We start from the raw sequence: 21,696 nt of genomic DNA on the forward strand, positions 1-21,696 counted from the left end.
ACCTGGGAGTACCAAACCGGCGTACCCGGCGCACCTTCCCCAAGATATCCGCGCCGGAAGCCTCGAACGTCAACATATTTCACCACATGCACACAGGAACCGCCAGGCTCACCGGACACATCAATCACACGTGCCACACGCGTATGGTCGTGACGAGGTCAGATACGGTCCAGCCGGGCTTCCACGTCGATGGTGCGGCCGGAGGCGTCGGCGAGTTCGCGGCGGACGACGGCGGCGACCTGAGCGGCGATCTGCTGACGAATATTGCCGACCCGGCCCAGCGCCCGCGCTCGCCAGCCCTCGGCGTGCAGGTCGACGGCGATGGTGTGCGGATCGGGCGGCGCGACATCGATCACGATCAGCAGCGGATCGGCCGCGCGGGCGACCAGCACCAGCGGGATCTCGACCTCGGCGCGGTAGTGATTGGCCTTGAGAACGTCGACGGTGATCTCCAGCGCCACCGGGATACTCAGATCGAACGCCACCGGATCGTCGCTCACCCGCTCCGACAGCCGCGGCATCCGGACGGTGCCCCGCACCCCTACCGTCGCCGCCTCGCGCGGGCCGGTGCGCAGCGGGCCGACCTCGATCGCCCGGCCGGCGAGCCCCTCGACCACGTCGAGCACCCGCTCGCGCGTGACGATGAGCGGGAAGAACCGCCGCCCGAACTCGTCGTAGCCGATCCAGTCGAAACCCTCTTGGGCCGCATGCTCCGACCGGGTCCCGTTCATGATGGCCACGACATCGAACACCCGGCCGCTCCGCGCCGCCGGATCGGCCAGCATGCCGTTGAGCCGGTTGGCGACCTCGCGCTGCACCAGCACCGCGATGGGATCCAGCAGCAGCTCGAACGCCGCGCCGATGGCCTGCGCCCGCACCACGAAACTGACGTCCCGGGCCGCGACCCGGGGTATATCGATCACGATCAGCAGGGGGTCGGCCGTGCGCGCGTGCAGCGTGAGGTCGATTTCGACGATCGCCTCCAGCCGCAGCCGCTGGCCGCCCAGGGTGATGGTGACGTGCAGCGATACCGGAATCCGGACCTCGAAGGTGACATCCGGTCCGCTGCGCGCGATCACCGGCTTGCCCACGCTGCCCTCGGCGACGAAGCCGGCCAGACCCGCGGGCCCGACCGAGAACGGCCCGATGGTCATCCCGCGCCCGGCCATACCGGATACCGCGGCCTCGATCCGCGCCCGCGTCACCGCGTGCTTGACGAAGCGCTCACCGAATTCGGCGTAGTCGATCCAGGTGACGGGGTCGTGCCGGGTGGACTGTGGCATGAGTTTCGTAACCTCGCTGTGCCGGATGGTGTGCGCGCCCAACCACTGTGACACCCCCGGGCGCAAGCACTCTGATCAGTGCCGCGCGATGCAGATCCCCGTCCTGCCGATGAGGGGGCAGCAGGACAGGGATCGCGACGGCGGCGCTGCCGGGCACCGCCGAGTCCATCGTAGGTCGAGGTGCACCCGGTGCACCTCCCACCAGTAAGAGATATCCCCCGCGGGTGGATACGTTGACAAACGACCGAACCCGACCTTACCCGGAACCTCGGCCCGAGCGTAATGGTGAATTCTGATATCCCCCTGCCGTCATCGCGACAAACCGGCCGAAATGGCCTAGTTTCCCTCCCTGTGTCGTTACACTCGGCCCGGACGACAACTACACGGTGGGAGGGCTAAACCCTGGACACGCTGTGGAACTTCGTCGTCGATCATCGCATTCAACTGCTGACCGACTCGTATCTGCATGTCTCGGCGGTCGTGCAGGCGGTACTGCTCGCGACGATCGTGGCTGTGCTCATCGGCATCGCGGTACATCGCAGCCCCTGGGGTTCGGCGCTGTCCACCGCGGCGGCCAGCATCATCCTGACGGTTCCCTCGTTCGCCCTGCTCGGCCTGCTCATCCCGCAGATGGGCCTGGGCGTGAAGCCGACGATCACCGCACTCGTGCTCTACGCGCTGCTGCCGATCATCCGCAACACCATCATCGGGCTCTCCAGCGTCGACCCGGCGGTCTCCGATGCCGCCCGCGGCGTGGGCATGAACCGGCTGCGCATCCTGGCCCGCATCGAGATGCCCCTGGCCTGGCCCTCGATCCTGGCGGGCATCCGCGTCAGCACCCAGATGACGATGGGCATCCTCGCCATGGCCGCCTACGCCAAGGGCCCCGGCCTGGGCAACCTGATCTTCTCCGGCCTGGCCCGCCTCGGCAGCCCGACCGCGGTGCCGATGGCGCTCACCGGCACGGTGCTGATCATCGTGCTGGCGCTCGCGCTCGACGCCGTCCTGGTCCTCGTCGGCCGTCTCACCACTCCGAGGGGAATCCGTGACTGAAACCGCGACCGACACCCCGGAGCGCACCGGGGATCACGCCCCGGCCGAGATCGTGCTCGACTCGGTCACCAAACGCTATCCGGGACAGCGCGATCCGGCCGTCGACAACGTCTCCCTCACCATTCCCGCGGGCGAGATCGTGGTGTTCGTGGGCCCGTCGGGCTGCGGCAAGACCACGACCATGCGGATGATCAACCGGCTCATCGAGCCGACCTCGGGCACCATCACCATCTCCGGGCGCGACGTGACCACGGTGAACGCCGACAAGCTGCGCCGCCAGATCGGCTATTCGATCCAGCAGGCGGGGCTGTTCCCGCATCTGACGGTCGCGCGGAATATCGCGACCGTCCCCGGCCTGCTCGGCTGGGACCGCGGCAGGGTCTCCGCCCGCGTCGACGAGATGCTCGAACTGGTCGGCCTGGATCCCGGCGAGTTCCGCGACCGGTATCCGCGGCAGCTGTCGGGCGGTCAGCAGCAGCGCGTCGGCGTGGCCCGCGCGCTGGCCGCCGACCCGCCGGTGCTGCTGATGGACGAGCCGTTCGGCGCGGTCGACCCGATCACCCGCGGCCTGCTGCAGGACGAACTGCTGCGGTTGCAGGCCGAACTGCACAAGACGATCGTCTTCGTCACCCACGACTTCAACGAGGCGGTCAAACTCGGCGACCGAATCGCGGTGCTGGGCAACCAGTCCCGGATCCTGCAGTACGACACCCCGGCAGCGATCCTGGCCGAACCGGCGGACGACACCGTGGCCGGATTCGTCGGCGCCGACGCCGCGCTCAAACAGCTCACCCTGGTGCGCGTCCAGGACGTCGACCTCGGGCAGTGCCCCACCGCCCTCGACACCGACGACGTGGCGACGCTGCGGAGCGCACTCGCCGAGCGGAAGTGGAAGTGGGGCTTGGTACTCGACGCCCAGCGCCGCCCGCTACGCTGGGTGTCGGAGGCGCATCTCGGCCTGGCCACCTCGCTGCGCGAGATCGGCCTGCCCGTCACCGGCACGGTCGCGCTGCGCTCCTCACTGCAGGAGGCGCTGGAGGTCCTGCTGGCCGAGAGCACGGCCAACGCGGTCGTCACCGGCCGCCGCGGCGAGTACGCCGGCCTGATCAACATCGACACGCTGGTGGCGCACCTGTCCGAGATCCGTGCCGAACACCACACGGTCACAACGTATTCGGACGAGCAGACGTCATGAGTGGCGCCACTCGCCACACCGAGCGGCTGGCCGAACGCATCAGGTTGTTCGCCCAGCCGGTACTGGCGCTCGGACTGGCCGTCGGCGTGCTCTGGTGGGGATTCAGCCGGACGCTGACCGCCACCCAGCAGGCCAGCATGAACGCCGAGAACATCACCACCGCCACCCGCCAGCACGTGGTGATCACGCTGACCGTCATCGCCATCGTCGTGGTGGTCGCGGTGCCGCTGGGCACGCTGCTGACCAGGTCCCGGTACCGGCGGCTGGCGCCGCTGTTCGTCGGCATCGCCAATATCGGCTCGGCGGCCCCGACGATCGGCCTGATCGTGCTCACCTACCTGTGGACCCAGCAGACCGGATTCTGGGTCGGTGTCGGCCCGATCGCGCTGTATTCACTGCTTCCGGTGCTGCGCAACACGATCCTCGGCTTCGATCAGGTCGATCCGATGCTCGTCGACGCCGGTCGCGGCCAGGGTATGTCGGCGCTGACGGTGTTGCGCCGCATCGAATTTCCACTCGCGGTCCCCTACATCCTCGCCGGGCTGCGCACCTCCCTGGTGCTGGCGGTCGGCACCGCGACGCTGTCGTTCCTGGTCAGCGCGGGCGGCCTGGGCATTCTCATCGACACCGGATACAAGCTGCGCGACAACGTGACGCTGTGGGTGGGCGCGATCCTCGCGGTCGCCCTGGCGCTGCTGGTGGACTGGCTGGGCGCGCTCGCCGAACGATTCCTCGGGCCGAGGGGGTTGCGATGAGAACCCCGAGATGGTCCCGGCCAAAAGCGTGCCGGGACAACGGAACAGCGCCCGCGAGGAAGCGCACCGACATAGCACCCGCGAGGAAGCGCGCCAACATAGCACCCGCGAGGAAGCGCGCCAACATAGTGCCCGCGAGGAAGCGCGCCAACATAGTGCCCGCGAGGAAGCGCGCCGGTGTGTGCTCCAGGTTGATCGCTGCCGTGGCGGCGGCCGGGCTGCTCGCCGCCGGCTGCGGGCTGGAGGCCGGTGGCGCGGTGCCGCTGCGGGTGGGGCCCGGCAGCATTCGGCCCGTGCCCGAACTCGACGGTGTGCGAATCATCGTGGGCTCCAAGGACTTCACCGAGCAGATCATCCTCGGCTACATCCTCGAATTCGCGCTGACGGCCGCCGGGGCGGAGGTCCGGGACCTGACCGCCATCACCGGGTCCAACAGCCTGCGCGACGCCCAGCTGCACGGCCAGGTCGACCTCGCCTTCGACTACACCGGCACCGGCTGGATCAACTATCTCGGCAACGAGACGCCGATTCCCGATTCGGTCGGCCAGTTCGAGGCGGTCCGCGACCAGGACCGCGACAAGCACGGCATGGTGTGGGCCGATATGGCCCCGATGAACAACACCTACGCCCTGGTGACCAGCGCCGGGAGCCAGCAGAAGACGGGCGCCGCCACGCTGTCGGACTTCGCCCGCCTGGTGAATACCGACCCGTCCACCGGCCCCACCTGCGTCGGCACCGAATTCAGCGTCCGGCAGGACGGTTTCCCGGGCGTGGTGCGCAAGTACGGCGTCGATATGGGCAAGGTGAAGAAGCAGGTCATGCAGGACGCGCTGGTCTATCCGGCGACGGCCGACGGCACCTGCCAGTTCGGTTCGGTCGCCGCGACCGACGGCCGCATCCCGGCGCTGAATCTGAAGCTGCTCGAGGACGATCTCAAGTTCTTCCCGAAGTACAACGCCGCACTGGTGATGCAGGAATCGTTCGCCACCGCCCACCCGCAGGTCGCGGAGGTCATCGCGCCGATCACGCGGCTGCTCACCAACGAGAGCATCACCGAACTCAACCGCAAGGTCGACGTCGAGGGTCAGGAGCCCGCGAACGTCGCCCGCGACTGGCTGGTCGCCCAGGGGTTCGTGACCGAGGGGTGAGTCAGGCGATGGCCGTGCGCAGGGCCAGCCAGCCGCCGCGCGGATCGGCGAATCCGTGGTACATGAGCGGGATGCGCTGGTCCACGCCGAAATAGCGGTATACCGCCAGCATCGCCCACCGGACGGAATAGTCCTCGAAGTCGTCGATGCGGCGCGGGCCGATCGCGCGCTCGGGCAGCAGCGCCAGCCGGGCCACCTCGTCCGGATCGCCGGTGTCCAGGCCCACGGGACCGTCGCCGATGTAGTGGTCGTGATAGAGCGTTCGCAGGCCGGGGCGGGGAACGCCGGACCCGTACGCCAGCAGGCACGGCCGCGCGCCGGGCAGATGCCGCGCCTCGACGGAGGCGATCAGGTCCGGATCGCGCCGCGGTTCGCCGTCGACCGGCGCCTGCTCCAGGAGGTGCAGCATGCACGCGCCCCGCACACGCGGTTCGGGCACGAGGAACAGGCTGATCATCGGGTCGCGCCAGGCGGCCCCGGTCAGGCAGATTCTGGTATGCAACGAATCGGACATGCGGTCTCCTGGGGAAGAGGGCCGATCGCTCGCTACCCGTTCCAATATGCCACAGCGTTTCCCGCCGTGACCAGGCTTTCGAGCGCGACGGCCGATCCTCGCCGATGCCGTCCGCGGCGCGATCCTGGCACGTAGACTGACATCCTGGCGGAGGGGGTGCCCATGGTCGAATCACCGCGTGCGGCAGTACTTCTGGATGTCGACGGCCCGCTGAATCCGGCCCCGCCGCGCGGCGGCCCGCTACCGGAGGGCTACCGGCAATTCGTGGTCCGGCATCAGATCATCCCGGTGGTTCCGCCGGTCGAGCACCGGATCCTGCTGAATCCCGCGCACGGCGACCGGCTGCTGGAACTGGCCAGGGCGGGCGACGCGGATCTGGTGTGGGCAACGGCCTGGGAACACGAGGCCAACCGGCTGCTCGGGCCGATGCTGGGCCTGCCCGAACTCGAGGTAATCGTGTTCGAGGACACCGGAATTCGGCACCGCGACGGCCATCACGGAAAGCTGCCGGTGATCGACCGCTGGGCCGGCCGCCGGCCCATCTGCTGGTTCGACGACGAGTTCCAACCGGCCGACCAGGGCTGGGCCGAGCGGCGCAGCGACTCCGGAGCGCCCACCCGGCTCATCCCCGTCGACCCGCGCGGCGGGCTGCAACCGGCGCATCTCGAGGCGGCCCACGCATTCCTGCGGCAATCGGGGAACCCGGGGCACAACGGTACGGGGCGGTAGGTGTCTTTGGTCCCTAGCTCAGCGTTTGCGCCTCTGCGACCGTTGTGCATCCCGGTACTTCTTGACGGAAGGCGATGATCGGACCCGTGACGGTTCTCCTGTGGATCGTTCTGCCCTACTGCGCGTTCGTGTCGTTCGTTGTCGGCAACCTATGGCGCTACCGCCACGATCGCTTCCGCCCGGAGAGCTGCGGCCCGGACGCGGATCGGGTGGAGCGCTACGGAGCGTTCGCCTTCCGGCTCGGCGCGGGCCTGTTGCTGTCGGTCCGCGTGACCGACGTGATCGCGTCGGGACCCAGCCACCACCCGCCCGGACCCCTCGCCGCGCTGATGGCCGTGGTCGAGGTGATCGCGCTCCCGACCGCCGCGGCCGGCGCCGTGCTGCTGTTCCTCCCCACGATGCTCGCCGGAACGCGCCGCGCGCCGGTCACGCCGGTGGACCGGGTGACGCTGCCGCTGCTGATCGCGATCGTGCTGTCCGGGGTCGCCGTCCGGTTCGATCCGAATCCGGCGGACGACCACTACATGGCCGCCGCGACGCTGTTCGCCTGGGCCCGTTCGCTGTTCTCCGCCCACCCGAGCGCCGAGTTCATGACCGGCGCCGCGGCCCCGTATCAGATCCGGGGCCTCAGCCTGGTGATCCTGCTCGGCATCTGGCCCTACACCCGCCTGGCCGGGATCTTCGCGGGACCGGTCGTCCGCTGGACGTCCCGCCGCCGCGTCGTCCTCACACCCCGGCTCGCCAGCGAGCCGTTTCCTTGCCGATCTCGGTGACCGGGGGCTCGTGGTAGAGCCATTCGCGGGCGAGGCGGTGCCAGTTGTTCGTGGTCTCCAGCTGGCCGAGCGCGGCGAAGGTGAACAGGTCCACCCGGCGGGAGAAGACGTGCTCGGCGGGCAGCCGCTGCTGCCGCATGCCCCGGAACTGCGCGGCGCGGGGATCGACCGCGAGAACGACCGCGCCCGTGGCCAATTCGGGGGTGATCGTGATCTCCTCGTCGAGCAGATGCCAGCCCGCCGCGGCCCACACGTATTCCATGCATTCCTGCGGCGTCACGCCCGCGTCGGCATCGATGATGCCGCGCTGCACCCATTTGTCGTAGAGCTCGCGATCGCGGCGCTCGCACGCGATCCGCATGGCATTGCGCTCCAGTTCGACGATCGCCGGATCCATCGTGTTGTACAGCCCGAAATCCACGAAACCCAGCCGCCCGTCCGCGGCGAGCAGGATATTGCCGGGGTGCGGATCGCCGCAGAATTCGTAATCGGTGAACATCGGGGTGATGTAGAAGCGGTAGATCAGCTCGCCGATCCGATCGCGGTCTTCTACCGGCAGTGCCCGGATCTCCTCGAACGGTATGCCGTCGAGGTATTCGGTCACGAGGACGTGGTGCCCGCAGAGTTCCTCGATGCTGTCCGGAACCGTGATGTAGGGGTGATCGCGGTAGCGGGAGGCCACCCGGTGCTGGTTGCGGGCCTCGGCGACATAGTCGAGTTCGCCCTCGATATTGCGCGCGATCTCCTCCAGCACGTCGTCGTCGGCGGCGCTCGGCAGAATGGATTTCCACAGCCGGCTGATCATCGCCAGGTTGCGCATATCCGCCTCGACGGCCCGGTCCACGCCGGGATATTTGACCTTCACCGCGACCGTGCGCCCGTCGTGCAGCGTCGCCCGGTACACCTGACCGATCGAGGCCGCGGCGATCGCCTCCTCGTCGAAATCCGCGAAGTACCGCGACAGCGGCCCGAGATCGTCCTCGATCACCTTCCGCATATCCGGGAACGGCACCACCGGCGCGCGATCGCGCAATTCGGCGAGTTTGACCCGGAACATCTCGCGATGCGATTCCGGCAGCAGATCGACGTCGAGGACCGACAGCATCTGCCCCAGTTTCATCGCCGCGCCCTTCATCCCGCCGAGCACGGTGACGAATTGCTGCGCCGCCTGCAGCGTGGACCGTTCGGCGAGCATCTCCCGGGCCTGTTCCGGCCGCCCGATCATGAACAATTTGGTGCCGACCCCGCGGATCGCCTGCCCTGCGGCCAATCGGCCCATCCTGCTGCCCCGCGCGATACGCCCCTTCGGGACCCGACCGACCACTCTCGAACCTCCATTGGCCACGTTGCCACGTCGTCCCCCCTATTCCACCCCATCGAGGCCGGGAGGATCGGAGAATCGGCGATCGGACCGACCGACAGGTTCAGCGCTGAATTTTCATCACCCCGAGGCACACCGTACCCCTAAACTGAGCATGACTCATCTTCGGCAGACAGCGAAGCAGGGAGGGTGCGATGCCGACGAAAGCCCTGGGGCACCGCCGTCGCCCGACGCAGGATCGCGCCAAGGCGACCAGGGAACACATCCTGGACACCGCCGCGCAGCTCTTCGGCGAGCGCGGTATCGCCAACACCTCGACCAACCGCATCGCGGCGGAGGCCGGGGTCAGCATCGGCACGGTCTACCGGTACTTCTCCGACCGCTCCGTCATCGTCGAGGAACTGCTCGGCCGGCTGCTCGAGAATGTCGAAAGGCGCTTCACCCAGCGGGTATTCGGCCAGGCGGACCAGCCCACCGTGGAGCTGGTGACCGGCATCCTGGAGGTCATCGCCGACGAGCTGGTGGACAACGCCCGGCTCGTGCGCGCGCTGGTGGCGGGCGTGCAGTTCTACAGCAGCGGCATCCCCGAATTCGAGCCGCGGCTGCGCCTGCTGGTGAAGGTGCTGCTGATCCAGCTGCTCGGCCCCGGCGACGATCACGAGTACGACGTCATGACGTTCGTGCTGATCAACACCGGTTTCGCCGCGGTGCTGCGGGTCTCCGCGCTGGACGTCGACAGCCGCGAGCGCCAGGAGGCCCTCGAGATGACCGCGCGCATGATCGCGGCCATGGCCGAGGCCGAGATCAAGAGCCGCGCGGCCTGACCGACCCCGGGCGCCCACCCAAAAAGTGAGCACCCACCTAACTAATGCCGCGCAAAGCACTCCTCCGGGCGTCGCTTCTGATGACATTTCCGCTGGCTGACGGCCGTGTTGCCGGGCGCTGAAGATCATTCAAAGAGGAGTAGAAGGTGAGTTCGCGCTCGGCTTACCGTTTTGTCAGAGCAATCCGCGGGTGAAGCCCACCGCGTCTCTATCGAGGTGGAAGGAAGGTCGCCGATGACCGCCGACACATCCAACAGCTCCGGCCTGACCTATGCCGGGACTCCGTTCTCCACGCCGCTGCGGGACGTCCGAGCCCTATCGCGGCAGATGGTCGGACATTTCGTGGACACGGTCGCCCCGTGCCGGACGCTCCCCGGCGACGCGATCCACGGCGACGTCACCGCCATCACGCGGGTGTGCCTGGAACTGGCGATCAGCATGCTCGACGGCGCCGACGTCCCGGAGAAGACCCGGAAGCTCGAGGACACCGCGGCGCAGTGGGCGCGGGAAGGCGTGCCGATCGACACCATCCACCACGCCATCCACGAGGGATTCCGCCTCGGACTCGACCTCGTCACCACCAGCGCCACCAACAGCTACCGCCGCATCACCGAGGGCGACGAGCAGATGCTGGTGCTGCGCAGCGGCGACTACGACAACCTCGTGGGCGCGGCCAAGATGGTGGTCGACATGCTCGACACCATGACCACCGCGGTGTCGAAAGCCTATGTGCGCGAACTGCGTTCGGTGGTCAACGAGCACCACACGGCGGTGCACACGCTGACCTCCGCGCTGCTCGGCGGGCATTCCACCTCGACCATGGCCCGCGAGTGCGGTATCGAGATCGCCGAGCGGTACAACGTGCTGGCCCTGGCGGTTCCGCCGCATCCCGAGGAGTCCAGCCCGATGGTGGACGGCTCGGTGGTGGCCCGCCGCAAGCTGCGGCGCATCCAGGCGGCGATCGCCACCGATCACGCCGGGGAGACCATCCTGTCGCTGCTCAGCGTCGACGGCGGCACGCTGCTCATCCCCGCCTCCGACGACGTCGACCTCGATGAGCTCCTGGCCGCGCTGACCCAGGCGGCGCAGGTGCCCATCACCGCGACCGTCGTCACCGCGACCACGGAGGAGATCCCCGCCGCCGCCGACCGGGCCCACCAACTGCTCGACATGGTGCACCGGCTGCGGCTCGTGCGCGGCCTGTACCGCTTCGACGATCTCGCCCTCGAATACCAGCTCACCCGGCCCGGCCCCGGACGCGAGCACCTGGGCACCCTGCTCGACCCGCTCGATCCCCACCCCGAACTGCTGGAGACCCTGCAGCGGCACATCAGCAACAACCTGAACCGCCAGCGCACGGCCCACGCCCTGCACATCCACACCAATACGGTCGACTACCGCCTCAAGCGCATCGCGACCCTGACCGGCTGCGACCCGACCCACGCCAGCGGCCTGTGGTACCTGCGCTCCGCCCTCGTCGCCCGCAGCTACCGCCACACCGCCCACCTCCCCACCCCCATCACCACCTGATCCGCACGCGGATCGGGTACGCCCGCGAGACTGGCAGACTGTCGTACGGGTGATCGGATACCTGGAGATGGGAGCGACTGGTGAAGGCTGTGCGTTTCGACCACTTCGGGGGTCCGGAGGTCTTGGCGATCGTGGATCTTCCCGAGCCGCATCCGGGGCCCGGTGAGGTGCGGATCGCGGTCCGCGCGGCCGGTGTCAACGCGAGTGACTGGAAGAAGCGTCAGGGCCTGATGGACGAGGAGCTTCCGCAGACACTGGGGCACGAGGCGGCAGGTGTGGTCGACGAACTCGGCGAGGGCGTCGCGGATGTCGCCGTCGGCGATCGCGTCTTCGGTTTCTCCGCCGAGCCGGCCGCGCAGGCCGAGTCGGTGGTGCTGTCGCATTACGCGCCGATCCCGCCCTCGCTCGACTTCGCCGCCGCGGCCGCGATCCCGGCCGCGCTCGAGACGGCCACGCGCGCAATCGATCAGCTCGGTGTCCGCAGCGGCCATACGCTGCTCGTCAGCGGCGCCTCCGGAAGTGTCGGCAGCGCGGCGGTCCAGCTCGCGGTGGCGCGAGGGGCGCGCGTGATCGGCACCGCCAGTCCTGCGAATCACGAGTACCTTCGCTCGCTCGGCGCCGAACCTGTCGCCTACGGTGACGGCCTGGCCGAGCGGGTGCGCGCACTCGCACTCGAGGGCGTCGACCTGGCCCTCGACGTCGCCGGCAGCGGCGTCCTGCCCGAACTCATCGATCTGGCGGGCGGACCGGAGCATGTCATGACGCTCGCCGATTTCGCGGGCGCGCAGGAGCACGGGGTGCGATTCAGTCGCGGCGACGCCGGCCGCGCGATCCACGCGATAGGCGAAATCGGCGAGTTGATCGAGTCCGGCCGCTTCTCGCTCCCGGTCGCACAGACCTTCCCGCTGGCCGAGGTCGCGGAGGCGCACCGCGTCGGCGAGAAAGGCCACGCGCGCGGGAAGCTCGTGCTGGTGATCGGCGAGTAGGCCGAGGTCGTTGCCGCACCGATGAATTCGGGTGACCGGCCGCGTCTGTAGTTCGGAACGACGAACCGCGCTCGTATCGTCGCGCGGTGGACATCGCTGAACTGGAGGTTTCCCGGGTGTCGAACGCCACACGCGACGAACTGTGGGCCATGATTCACGCCGAGCGCGCGGCACTGGCCGACGATCTCGCCGAACTCGACGACAGCCAGTGGTCCCAGCGGTCCCTGTGCGGCCGATGGACGGTCGAGGAGGTCGTCGCACACCTCACCGCCGCGGCGAGCATCGGCCGATTCCGCTGGCTCCGCAGCATGGCCGGCGCCCGCTTCGACCCCGACGTACACAACGCCCGCCGCCTCGCCGAACACCGCGGCGCCACCTCCGCCGAGACCCTGAACCTGTTCCGCGCCATCGTCCCCCGCACCACGGCCGCCTCCGGCCACACCCCCGCCTGGCTCGGCGAGGTCGTCGTCCACGCCCAAGACATCCGCCGCCCCCTCGGTCTCCCTCGCCACCCTTCGGTCGAAGCGGCCACCGAGGTAGCCCACTTCTACGCCTCCCGAAACTTCACCGTCCCCAGCCGCACCGCGATCAAGGACCTCCGCCTCGAAGCCACCGACGGCCCCTTCACCACCGGCACCGGCCCTCGAATCACCGGCCCCACAACCGCTTTGGTCATGGCCATGGCCGGCCGCGCCCCCTACTGCGATGACCTCTCCGGCCCCGGCCTCCCCATCCTCCGCAACCGCCTCGCCTCCTGAACCGCCGCGTCGCTCGGGTTTACTGTCCGGATCGACCACGTCGAAATACGGACGTGGCCGCATTTCTGAAACATTAGACATTCTAACCAACACGAAATCCGGGTCGCCCGAACTCGAGAATAAGCACGACTTTTCCGACCTCAGCACACGAAGGCATTCAGCGCATTTCAGACACTACGCGCCAGTAGGCGGCGGAATTCTTGTGAACCTTCCACCCGAACGCTTCTCAGCGGATAACGTCTCGCAGCGCCGCCCGCGATGGAAGGAACCTCTTGACCCAGCCCGAGAAACCCGACGAGAGACCAGAACTGTCGTTCCCGCCGGTCGAGCCTCCCCCTTTTCCCGGCGAACAGTCGTCGAAATCGGGCATTTCGCGGCGGAAACTCGCTGCCATCGCCGGTGCCGTGCCGCTGGGCGCCGTCGCCGTCGGTGCCGTGTACATCGCCCGGAACGACGAGACCGCAGGGTCTGCCGCAGCCAAGGGCAGCGTCGCGACCAGCGCTCCCCGCAACGCGGCCAACTTCGGAGCCGTCCCCACGCAGACCGAGCCCCGCCCCGATCTCGCCCCGGAAATATCGAAGATCGGCAGCCGTCACATTGCCGCATTGCACGCTATTCATCTCTACATGAGCCACATTTCCACCTACGACCCACAATCACTGGACCAGTATTTCGCCGGTGCCATCGACGCAACCACCGGCGCATATCGCCAGCACCTGATCGATACCCACGGCGCCACCCGCGACTATTTCCTCGCCACGAATCAACGCAGCGAGGTCCTCGATTTCAACTGCGGCCTCCGCGCGATAACCGGAGCCACCGCCCTCGGTGTCGGCTACGTCAAACGCTCCACCACCAGCGACGCCACCCCAGGCCCAGCCATCTCCCTCGCCGCCACGGTGATCACCGCCGAAGAACAACCCGACGGCCGCTGGCTCGTCAGCGACATGAAACTCATTTCGACCTAGCTCTCGCGAGCAGGCTCCCCGATCTCCCACGCCGCCTCGATCATCCGGAAGATCTCGTCCACCGCCGCCTCCGGATCATCCGCCTCGCGGGCCAGGGAATGGGCGTCGATCACGAACCGGGCGATCGTCCGGCAGGTGGTTGTGGTCGAGGGCAGGTCGAGGTCGGCGGCGATGGCGTGGGCCAGCGACTCCGCGTGGCGCAGGCGCATCGACTCCTCGTACTGGCGGAGGGCGGGCGACTCGTCGATCATGTCCCAGATCGGGGCGGCGCTGTCCGATGCGCAATGTCGCACCAGGACATGCATTTCGCGGCGTAGCGCGGGGATGAGCGGCTCGCCCGGGGCACGGTCGGTGACCGCCTGCGCGAGTCGTTGTTCGAAGTCTTCGTCCCGCTCGAATACGAGGGCCTCCTTCGAGGCGAAGTGAGAGAAGAGCGTGGTGACGGCCACGTCGGCCGCGGCGGCCACGTCGCGGATACCCACCGAGCCGTACCCGCGGTCGAGGAACAACCGCAAGGCGGTGTCGGCGATCTTCTGGCGGGTCGCGGCCTTCTTACGCTCCCGGCGTCCGGGCGGCACGGTCATCCCATGACGCTATCAAATACAAAACACTAACTGTTTCAAAACACTAACGGTTAGTGTTACGGTCGACAGCATGAAGAGAGTGAGTTTCGCCGAGTTCGGCGGTCCGGAGGTTCTGCGGCTCGAAGACGCCGAGGAGCCCCACGCGAGCCCCGGTCAGGTGCGCATCGCCGTGCGGGCGGCGGGCGTGAATCCCGTCGACTGGAGAATCCGCGAGGGCCAGATCCTGGCGGCCCATCCCATCGAGCTACCCGCCGGAGTCGGCCAGGACGCCTCCGGGGTGGTGGACGAGATCGGCGACGGAGTCGAAGGAATCACTGTGGGCGACAAGGTCTTCGGCGAAGGCTCGAACACCTACGCCGAGTTCGCCGTCCTGTCGGCCTGGACCCGCATGCCCGAGGGCCTGACATTCGAGGAGGCCGCCGGGTACCCCTCCGTGGTCGAGACCGCACTCCGCATCATCCGCGAAGTCGGCGTGCGGCCCGGACAGACGTTGCTGGTCAGCGGCGCGTCGGGCGGAGTCGGATCGGCGGTGCTACAGATCGCCCGCGAGCGCGGCATCACGGTGATCGGCACGGCCGGAGCCGCGAATCAGGACTATCTGCGAAGTCTCGGTGCGATCGCCACGACGTACGGTGAGGGTTGGGTCGAACGGGTGCGGCAGCTCGGCCCCGTCGACGCGGCGCTGGATCTGGCCGGCTCGGGCGTGATCCGCGAACTCGTCGAGCTGACCGGGAACCCCGAAAAGGTGGTCACCATAGCCGATCTCGGCGCATCGGAGTTCGGCGTCCGGTTCTCCGGAGTGGCCGGGAGCGTGCCGGACGCACTCGCCGAGGCCGCCGACCTCATCGCACGGGGAAAGCTCCACATCCCGGTCGAGAAGTCGTACTCGCTCGCCGAGGCCGCGGCGGCGCACATCGACAGCCGCGCCGGTCACACGCGCGGGCGGCGGGTCATCATCGTCTGATCCGGTACGCCGTCCCTGTCCGGACTCGAACGCGCCGTGGCTACCATCGACCCACTCCCTCACTGACACAACACCTTCGGCGGTCGAGCGTCAGCCGAGGGCGAGGGCGAACCAGACGCACGCGGCGAGCAGCAGGATCATGATGGCCCATACCGCATAGGTGGTGTAGGTGTGCCGCATGGTCTCGCGCCTTCCGGTCAGACGAAGGTGAAGCGTTCGGTGTGAATGCGTTCGGCGGGTACGTCGAGGGCGGCGAGAGCGTCCTCCACCGCGGTGACCATCGGTGGCGGCCCGCAGATGAAGTACTGCTGCCACCGGTACCGGTCGGGGAGGTGGCGGTGCAGCAGCGCTCGATCGACGAACCCGTATTCACCGTCCCAGCTCTCCGGCGGATACTGCGGCACCGGCACCACCTCGATATCCACACGGCGTGTCAGCGAGGAGATTTCGGCGTCGAAGGTTTGCTCCTCCATTGTCCGGACCGCGTATATCAGCAGAAACGGCCGGCGGTCGCCACGATCGGCCATCGTGCGCAGGATCGAGACCATGGGCGTGATGCCGACCCCACCGGCGATCAGTACGAACCCCGGCCCTTCGTTGCGGTCCGGAGTGAACACCCCGTGGGGACCGTCGAGAAACGCGCGGGTGCCCGGAGCGACATCGCCTATGCCGGAAGTGAAGTCGCCGAGCGCCTTGATGGTCATCTCGATGCGGTCCGGGTCCTCGGCACTGGAAGAGAAGGAGAACGGATGCGCGGTGACGGCGAAGGGTGACCGGCCGACGGTCAGCCACCCGAACTGCCCCGGCTCGAAGCGGAAACCGGCGTGCCCGGCCGGCGTGAGGGTCAGGGTCGTGGCGTCGCCGCGTTCGGCGGTGACCCGTTCGACCTGCCACGGCCGCCGCAACCGCCGGATCGGCGCGACCACCCGCACCCACACCAGCAGCCCTACCAGTGCGAGGGTCATGAGCCCCCACAACCACACCTTCCACGCCGCGTCGAGGTAGTAGCCGACCAGCAGCATATGCGCCAACGCCAGGCCCACCACGACGACCGACAGCCCGCCGTGCAGCAGCTGCCACACCTCGTACCGGATCCGCAGACGCCGCCGCCACACCGAGGTCGCCACCACGACCAGCAGCAACACCGTGGACGCGACCGCACAGCGCGCCCGCCACGGGGCCTGCGCGAGATTCAACAGCGCGACGATGTCGACGCCACCGACCTGCAACAGGATCGGGTGAGCCAGGATGAACGCCAGCGCCACATAGGACACCTGACGATGGAACTGCACCAGCGCATCCTCACCGAACGGCGCCGCCACCGCCCGAAACCGCGCCACCAGCGCGAACTGCGCGCCGAGCATCGACATCCCGACGAACCCCAACGCCACCGCGAACTCCGTCCAGAACCCCCGCCCACCTTCGACGGGCCCGATCACGGCGAACACCAGCGGCACCACACCCACCGCCACATACAACGCGATCCATCCGACCCCCCGAACCACCACAGACACCACAACCTCCTACCGAAGGAGTGCAACGCTGTACCCGGCCGGCACATCTCCCCACGTTAGACGGGGTACGGGGCTCTACCTCGGTCCTCGGCAGGGCGTGTCCGGTGGGCGGCATCGTGGCCGACTACCGGACCCCGACCGTGGTCGGTGGCCATTCGGGCGGTTCGACGTTGAGTGGCTTTTCGGTGGCGTCGGCGGCCCAATCGAAGATCGGGGCGGGTGGGCCCCAGCGGGTCGGGGTGGTGAAGGAAACGGGGGCGGTGCCGAAATCTACGCCTTCGAAAGAGGTTTCGGCGGCGAAAGCGGCGCTGTCGAAAGCGGTGCGGGCACAGAATGTTCCGTCGCGGAACGACGCGCCGCCGGGGAAGGCGGCGCCCTGGAACCAGGCGTTGTCGGAGAATACCGCGCTGCGGAACGAGACCTTCTCCGAGAACGTCGCACCCTCGAACGAGGCGTTGCCGGAGAAGGCCGCGTCCTGGAATCGGGCACCGCGAGCGAACGTCGCGCCCTGAAACCATGCGGCGCTGGAGAATTCGGCTCGCCGGAACGACGCTTCGGCGCGAGCCGTCACGCCCTCGAAGGAGGCGTAACCGGAGAACACCGCGTTCTCGAAGGAAGTCGGTGACAGTAATGTCGCGCCGCGGAACGAGACCTCGGCGGCGAACCTCGCACCCTCGAACGACGCGGTCGCGAATGTCGTTCCCTCGAAGGACGTGTCGCCCGAGAACGTCGCGCGGCGGAAGGACGCGTCACCGGAGAACTCGGCGCCTCGGAAGTCGGCGTCCTCCAGATGCGCTGCGCGGAGGTCGAAGTCGCTGTCGGACCAGCGATACTCCGCACCCGGACGCAGATGCGCCGCAAGGACCCGGACGATGGTTCGGCGCACCTCGCTGTCGTTCTGCCGATATTCGAGATGCTGTTCCCGCTCCGGAAGATGCTCGGCGGCAGGGTGTTTCAGGATCTCCTTCGCCACGTGGTTGGTCCCGAGTTCGGGTGCATAGGGCAGTCTCAGGTATCCGCACAGAACGTCGATGCACTGCTGGCGGCGCAATCCTCCGGCCTCGTCGGCGGCGCCGGCCATCGCATACACTCCCGCGATCCGCACGGCGACGTCGGTGTCGCCGAGTTGCGCTGCCGCAGCGCCGAATCGCTCGACGAACCGGCCCTGCTCGAGATCCCGCTGCCGCCGGTAGGCGATGACCAGGGCAACCACGCCACCGACCCCGCCGACCACGGTGAGCGCGAGCTTGGTGACATCGATCGGACTACCCCCGACCCGCCCCGGATGGAAGACCAGGATCAGAACCACCTCCGCGACCGCGGCGATCGCGGCGCCCGCCAGCACCGCGAGACCGACGGCCAACGACAACTTCATGCCGCTCGACCACCGCGTGATCGACACCGCTCCCCGGCGCACGCGCGCCCCGATGCCCCGAACCAACCGCATCGCACGATTCTGCCGCACAAGGCCGTTCGAGCGTGCCGACCGGTTGAGGTTGACGGAGGCGAGCTTTCCGTGCGCACTGCTCTTTTTAGAGAGCAACGCTCACAGATCGGTGGAGAACGGATATGCAGGAAGTCTGGAAGTGGGCCAACCTCACGCTGGCATTCGTGATGGAGTTGGCCGCGTTCGCCGCGCTGGCTCTGTGGGGGTGGAAGGCCGCCGACACGACACCGGTCAAGCTCCTGCTGGCTGTGGGTGCGCCCGTCCTCGCCGTGTCGGCGTGGGGACTCTTCGCGGCGCCGAACGGGACCTTCGACCAGCCCCTGCTCGCGGTCGTCACCAAGGTCGTGGTTTTCGGCGGCGCGGCGGCCGGGCTATGGGCCGTGAACTACCGGGCGGCCGCGGTTGTCTTCGTCGCCGTCCTGGTCACGAACCTGCTGGCGATCCGGCTCGGGCACTTGACCCCGTGATCACGGTCGTGGCGTGACCGCCGGTGGCTCCCAGATTCCCTCGAGGATGGCTTGGTCCGGCCAGTAAGCACGCAGGTAGAGGGTGAACTCCTCCCCCGGCGCCGGGAGCCAGTTGCCGAGTTCCTTCGGATCGGTGGGCGCGGGACCGCCGGCGGTGAGGGTCAGTGAGCCGTCGTCGCCGTAGACGAGGTTCTTGTTCTTGGTGCCGAGCGAGAACCGGTCGAGGTCGTTGGGGTGGAAGAAGTGGTGTTTGTTGTAGACCGTCAGCGACCAGAACCCCTGCACCGGTGGAATCTGATCTGCGGTGAAATGCACTGTGTAGGTGGTAGATCCGTGTAGCCGGTCGCCGGCGGCGTCGAGGTCGAGATAGTAGTACACGGTCTCGTTCGGGGTGTTGACGAAGATGTTCGACTTGCCGATCGCGGTCCGCGACAGATAGTCGGTTCCGAAGTCGGCGCCGTTGCGTTGCGTGGTCCAGTTGTGCGCGACCGGGAACCCGATATTGCGGAATTCGAACAGCTCGGCCACCACCCGATCGGTGTCGACCGCGGTCTGATTCAACGCGTCGGCGATAGCGGGATCGCGTTCTGCCGCAGCCAGAATCGAGCGGAACCACGTGTACAGAGCGTCCTCACCCGGCAGCGGGGGCACCTCGTCGAGCACCTCGCCCAGAGTCGCGAAGAAGGTTTCCGGTTTCACCCACTGGGTTTCGCCCGCACCGCTGGTGGCGTCCCCGCCGCCGAACGACGGAGCCGCCGACCAATCGACCACCTTGGCGACGCCGTCGAACTCCGACAGCGGATACACGCTGATCCGGTCGACCAGCGGCGCGATCGCGGCCCGGTCCTCGGGGGTGTCGTCGAGGAACACCCGCGGGATCACCACCGCGATCCGGGTGTCATAACGGAAGACGTCGGTGATGCCCGCGGGCACGGTCCCGTCCCACGATTCGGGTGCCAGCAGGTAGAAACCCGGTGCGGTGCCGTACATCTTGCCCAGGCGCACGAACGAATCGGTGCGCTGATCCACGACCTGGTACACCCAGAACCGGTCGCCGAAATCGGGCACCTGCACCACCGACGGCCCCAATGTCGCGTCCATGACCCCGAAGCCGTAGGCGACGTCCTGATTCGGGCACGCCACCACGCGCTCCTCCGGCCGGATGTAGTCCCGCAACATGCCGATCGTTCCCGGCGGACCCGCGGGCACGATCCCCGCCAACAGCCCGGGACCGGGCAGCTGAGCCATGACGGTGCGCCGGTTGTGCATATTCACCAGCGGCCAGCCCCACAGATACGCGACCCTCCCCACCGTGTCGGCGTAGGCGGTCGTCATCTTCGGGTCGTCGAAAACCGAACCGGACATCAGCAGCCCTTCCTCGGAACACCACAGGCGATCGACGCTGCAACCGTAGACAGCCGATCCAGACCGCGACTCACCTCCAGAGGGTGAAATCGCCAGCACCCGGGGCCCTGTCTTGGCCGCGAATATCTGCCCATCGAATTACTGCCCACCCAACTGGGGTGCCGAAACTGATCCGCGACCGCAATTACCACAATATAGGGGGCAAGATGTTTCAACCGCGGCCATCGGAAACGACATATTCTCGCAGCATGAGATCGATAAAGAATATGCGAGTAATGGTTTCCGCGGCAGCGCTTTTCCTCGGTGTCGGTTTCGCCGCCATCGGGGCGACGTCCGCACAGGCCGATCCGGGGCAGCCCGAAGGGACCTGCGGCGGTGTCTACAACCCGTCGATCGGTGCGGGGAAAGCGCATTGGGAACTGCACTGCAAGAACGGGGCGATCACGGTGAGCGGGCATGTCACCGATACGCGGTCCGACGGCCAGTGCGTCAAGGTCAAGGCCGTATTCGAAGGTCAGACAACCGAATACAGCGCCGCCGCGTGCCCCAAGGACACCACCAGAAACTTCTCCTGGACTCATCCGGGATCGATCGCCGACGTCTACCTCTTCGCCTACCATGCCTGAAACTCGAACGGCGGCGGGTCGCGCGGTGCTGACGGTCGCCGCCGCGGTGGCGCTGTTCACCGGGGGTATCGGCGTCGTCGCCCACGCGGCGCCGGCCGCGCCCGGTGTGATCGATCAGGTCGACGACGCGGCCGGCGCTCCGTGCGTCGTCACCGGTTACAGCTGGCACGCCAGACAGGAAATGGCGGCCGAGAACATCACGTCCGATTACGTCGAACAGGTGGTCCTGAACACGTGCCACAGCGCAAAATGGCAAAAAGGCAACAAGACGTGGAAATACACGACCGGTCGCGGCGGACTCAGCGTCGTCGCCAACGGCAACGGTTATGTCGTCACCGTCTGGCGTAACTAGTGGTATGACGTCGACGACGCGAATGTCGAGCCCGAGAGGACAGCGATGACCTACCCCAGAATCGAACTCGATCGGCAAGTCAACGCGGCATCACTGAAATTTGCCCCGGTCGACCCTGGAGGCATCGCGGTGAGCCGCCCGGTCGAAGACGAGAACGGCGAGGTCATCGCCGTCCTCCGTTTCGCACCGAGCGGCGAACTGGTGGAGGTCGAACTCCTCGACGCCGACCACCAGATCCCGCGCGGCCTTCCCATCGTCTACAACGCGAGCCCGGGCGTGCAAGAGTAACCGCCCGAGCAGTCGAAAGCCCTACAGAACACGACCGAGTGCCAACAGGCCCCCGTGCAGCTTGCCATCGGGAAGGCCCGATCTCCGTTCTGCCCCATGAGCACACGTCGCTGCGCATTGGATCACGGCACATGCTGGTGGATTTCGCGGTGGCAGAACTGGAAGCCCAGCCGGTAACTCATTGGAGCCGATGAAATCGGCTTGAAGAAGTATGGACAGTACTGAGATATCCATCCCATTGTGCGACGCGGC

23 protein-coding genes are annotated in these 21,696 nt (G+C 67.7%); 16 read left to right on the plus strand and 7 right to left on the minus strand.

All coding sequences use genetic code 11. The annotated features are described in order from the left end of the window. Positions 1-158: 158 nt before the first annotated feature. Positions 159-1,283 (minus strand): hypothetical protein, encoded by a 1,125-nt coding sequence (locus ON41_RS25885; RefSeq protein ID WP_040750385.1) that lies wholly within the window; start codon positions 1,281-1,283, stop codon positions 159-161. A gap of 402 nt (positions 1,284-1,685) precedes the next feature. Between ON41_RS25885 and ON41_RS25895 the strand changes: the two genes are divergently transcribed. The 4 genes from ON41_RS25895 to ON41_RS25910 all read left to right on the plus strand — a co-directional run bounded on the left by ON41_RS25895 (position 1,686) and on the right by ON41_RS25910 (position 5,434). Further along, a complete protein-coding gene (locus ON41_RS25895) occupies positions 1,686-2,336 on the plus strand; it encodes an ABC transporter permease (protein ID WP_040750387.1) in 651 nt (216 codons plus the stop codon). After that, on the plus strand, positions 2,329-3,531 hold the full coding sequence (locus tag ON41_RS25900; protein ID WP_051162480.1) for an ABC transporter ATP-binding protein: 1,203 nt from the start codon (positions 2,329-2,331) through the stop codon (positions 3,529-3,531). The genes ON41_RS25895 and ON41_RS25900 overlap by 8 nt, the downstream gene beginning before the upstream one ends. Further along, positions 3,528-4,286 (plus strand): ABC transporter permease, encoded by a 759-nt coding sequence (locus ON41_RS25905; RefSeq protein ID WP_040750389.1) that lies wholly within the window; start codon positions 3,528-3,530, stop codon positions 4,284-4,286. Before ON41_RS25900 ends, ON41_RS25905 begins: the two co-directional genes overlap by 4 nt. Before the next feature lie 191 nt (positions 4,287-4,477). Further along, positions 4,478-5,434, plus strand: coding sequence for a glycine betaine ABC transporter substrate-binding protein (locus ON41_RS25910; RefSeq protein WP_246460884.1), 957 nt, complete (start codon positions 4,478-4,480; stop codon positions 5,432-5,434). Between the two features lies 1 nt (position 5,435). Here ON41_RS25910 and ON41_RS25915 read toward each other — a convergent pair whose 3' ends face one another. Then, the gene (locus ON41_RS25915; protein ID WP_040750391.1) at positions 5,436-5,948 is read right to left on the minus strand and encodes a hypothetical protein; all 513 of its coding nucleotides are present in this window, start codon (positions 5,946-5,948) and stop codon (positions 5,436-5,438) included. 162 nt (positions 5,949-6,110) lie between these two features. Between ON41_RS25915 and ON41_RS25920 the strand changes: the two genes are divergently transcribed. Together ON41_RS25920 and ON41_RS25925 are read left to right on the plus strand one after the other, a co-directional pair. Beyond that, positions 6,111-6,677 (plus strand): HAD domain-containing protein, encoded by a 567-nt coding sequence (locus ON41_RS25920; protein ID WP_040750392.1) that lies wholly within the window; start codon positions 6,111-6,113, stop codon positions 6,675-6,677. An 86-nt stretch (positions 6,678-6,763) separates the two neighbouring features. Next, a complete protein-coding gene (locus ON41_RS25925) occupies positions 6,764-7,450 on the plus strand; it encodes a respiratory nitrate reductase subunit gamma (protein WP_157185622.1) in 687 nt (228 codons plus the stop codon). Here the strand turns inward: ON41_RS25925 and ON41_RS25930 are convergent. Further along, on the minus strand, positions 7,404-8,774 hold the full coding sequence (locus ON41_RS25930; protein ID WP_040750394.1) for an ABC1 kinase family protein: 1,371 nt from the start codon (positions 8,772-8,774) through the stop codon (positions 7,404-7,406). The two genes, ON41_RS25925 and ON41_RS25930, sit on opposite strands and share 47 nt — an antisense overlap. A 191-nt stretch (positions 8,775-8,965) precedes the next feature. On the opposite strand from ON41_RS25930, the gene ON41_RS25935 reads away from it, so the two are divergent. The 5 genes from ON41_RS25935 (at position 8,966) to ON41_RS25955 (ending at position 13,837) form a co-directional block, all read left to right on the plus strand. After that, positions 8,966-9,595: a TetR/AcrR family transcriptional regulator gene (locus ON41_RS25935; protein WP_040750395.1), complete on the plus strand. Its 630-nt coding sequence runs from the start codon at positions 8,966-8,968 to the stop codon at positions 9,593-9,595. Between the two features lie 234 nt (positions 9,596-9,829). Next, complete coding sequence (locus ON41_RS25940; RefSeq protein WP_040750396.1) at positions 9,830-11,125, plus strand: PucR family transcriptional regulator; 1,296 nt, start codon at positions 9,830-9,832, stop codon at positions 11,123-11,125. A gap of 80 nt (positions 11,126-11,205) precedes the next feature. Next, positions 11,206-12,111 carry an NADP-dependent oxidoreductase gene (locus ON41_RS25945; RefSeq protein WP_040750397.1) on the plus strand — a complete coding sequence of 302 codons (906 nt, stop codon included), beginning with the start codon at positions 11,206-11,208 and terminating at the stop codon, positions 12,109-12,111. An 86-nt stretch (positions 12,112-12,197) separates the two neighbouring features. Beyond that, on the plus strand, positions 12,198-12,869 hold the full coding sequence (locus tag ON41_RS25950) for a maleylpyruvate isomerase family mycothiol-dependent enzyme (protein WP_306307789.1): 672 nt from the start codon (positions 12,198-12,200) through the stop codon (positions 12,867-12,869). A 272-nt stretch (positions 12,870-13,141) separates the two neighbouring features. Then, complete coding sequence (locus ON41_RS25955) at positions 13,142-13,837, plus strand: hypothetical protein (RefSeq protein WP_040750398.1); 696 nt, start codon at positions 13,142-13,144, stop codon at positions 13,835-13,837. On the opposite strand, the gene ON41_RS25960 is transcribed toward ON41_RS25955, so the two are convergent. Further along, positions 13,834-14,421: a TetR/AcrR family transcriptional regulator gene (locus ON41_RS25960; RefSeq protein ID WP_040750400.1), complete on the minus strand. Its 588-nt coding sequence runs from the start codon at positions 14,419-14,421 to the stop codon at positions 13,834-13,836. The two genes, ON41_RS25955 and ON41_RS25960, sit on opposite strands and share 4 nt — an antisense overlap. A gap of 70 nt (positions 14,422-14,491) precedes the next feature. Between ON41_RS25960 and ON41_RS25965 the strand changes: the two genes are divergently transcribed. Then, positions 14,492-15,385 carry an NADP-dependent oxidoreductase gene (locus ON41_RS25965; protein ID WP_040750401.1) on the plus strand — a complete coding sequence of 298 codons (894 nt, stop codon included), beginning with the start codon at positions 14,492-14,494 and terminating at the stop codon, positions 15,383-15,385. Positions 15,386-15,582: 197 nt separating this feature from the next. On the opposite strand, the gene ON41_RS25970 is transcribed toward ON41_RS25965, so the two are convergent. Together ON41_RS25970 and ON41_RS25975 are read right to left on the minus strand one after the other, a co-directional pair. Beyond that, on the minus strand, positions 15,583-16,899 hold the full coding sequence (locus ON41_RS25970; RefSeq protein WP_218003556.1) for a ferredoxin reductase family protein: 1,317 nt from the start codon (positions 16,897-16,899) through the stop codon (positions 15,583-15,585). A 124-nt stretch (positions 16,900-17,023) separates the two neighbouring features. After that, positions 17,024-18,346: a pentapeptide repeat-containing protein gene (locus ON41_RS25975; RefSeq protein ID WP_051162484.1), complete on the minus strand. Its 1,323-nt coding sequence runs from the start codon at positions 18,344-18,346 to the stop codon at positions 17,024-17,026. A gap of 122 nt (positions 18,347-18,468) precedes the next feature. Here ON41_RS25975 and ON41_RS25980 point away from each other — a divergent pair, with 122 nt between their 5' ends. Beyond that, positions 18,469-18,813 carry a YrdB family protein gene (locus ON41_RS25980; RefSeq protein WP_051162486.1) on the plus strand — a complete coding sequence of 115 codons (345 nt, stop codon included), beginning with the start codon at positions 18,469-18,471 and terminating at the stop codon, positions 18,811-18,813. On the opposite strand, the gene ON41_RS25985 is transcribed toward ON41_RS25980, so the two are convergent. Further along, entirely contained in the window at positions 18,814-20,178 is a 1,365-nt protein-coding gene (locus tag ON41_RS25985) for a DUF1254 domain-containing protein (protein WP_085995808.1), read from the minus strand. It lies immediately after the preceding gene. Positions 20,179-20,453: 275 nt separating this feature from the next. Between ON41_RS25985 and ON41_RS25990 the strand changes: the two genes are divergently transcribed. Genes ON41_RS25990 through ON41_RS26000 form a run of 3 tightly spaced genes read left to right on the plus strand, consistent with a single transcriptional unit; the run spans position 20,454 to position 21,444 of the window. Beyond that, a complete protein-coding gene (locus ON41_RS25990; protein ID WP_040750404.1) occupies positions 20,454-20,804 on the plus strand; it encodes a hypothetical protein in 351 nt (116 codons plus the stop codon). A gap of 25 nt (positions 20,805-20,829) precedes the next feature. Next, positions 20,830-21,156, plus strand: a complete 327-nt coding sequence (locus tag ON41_RS25995; RefSeq protein ID WP_040750405.1) for a DUF4258 domain-containing protein — start codon at positions 20,830-20,832, stop codon at positions 21,154-21,156. Positions 21,157-21,201: 45 nt separating this feature from the next. Further along, the gene (locus ON41_RS26000) at positions 21,202-21,444 is read left to right on the plus strand and encodes a DUF2283 domain-containing protein (protein ID WP_040750406.1); all 243 of its coding nucleotides are present in this window, start codon (positions 21,202-21,204) and stop codon (positions 21,442-21,444) included. Positions 21,445-21,696: the final 252 nt, after the last annotated feature.

The sequence above is a fragment of the Nocardia transvalensis NBRC 15921 genome (assembly GCF_000308875.1).
GTDB classification, from domain to species: Bacteria; Actinomycetota; Actinomycetes; order Mycobacteriales; family Mycobacteriaceae; genus Nocardia; species Nocardia transvalensis.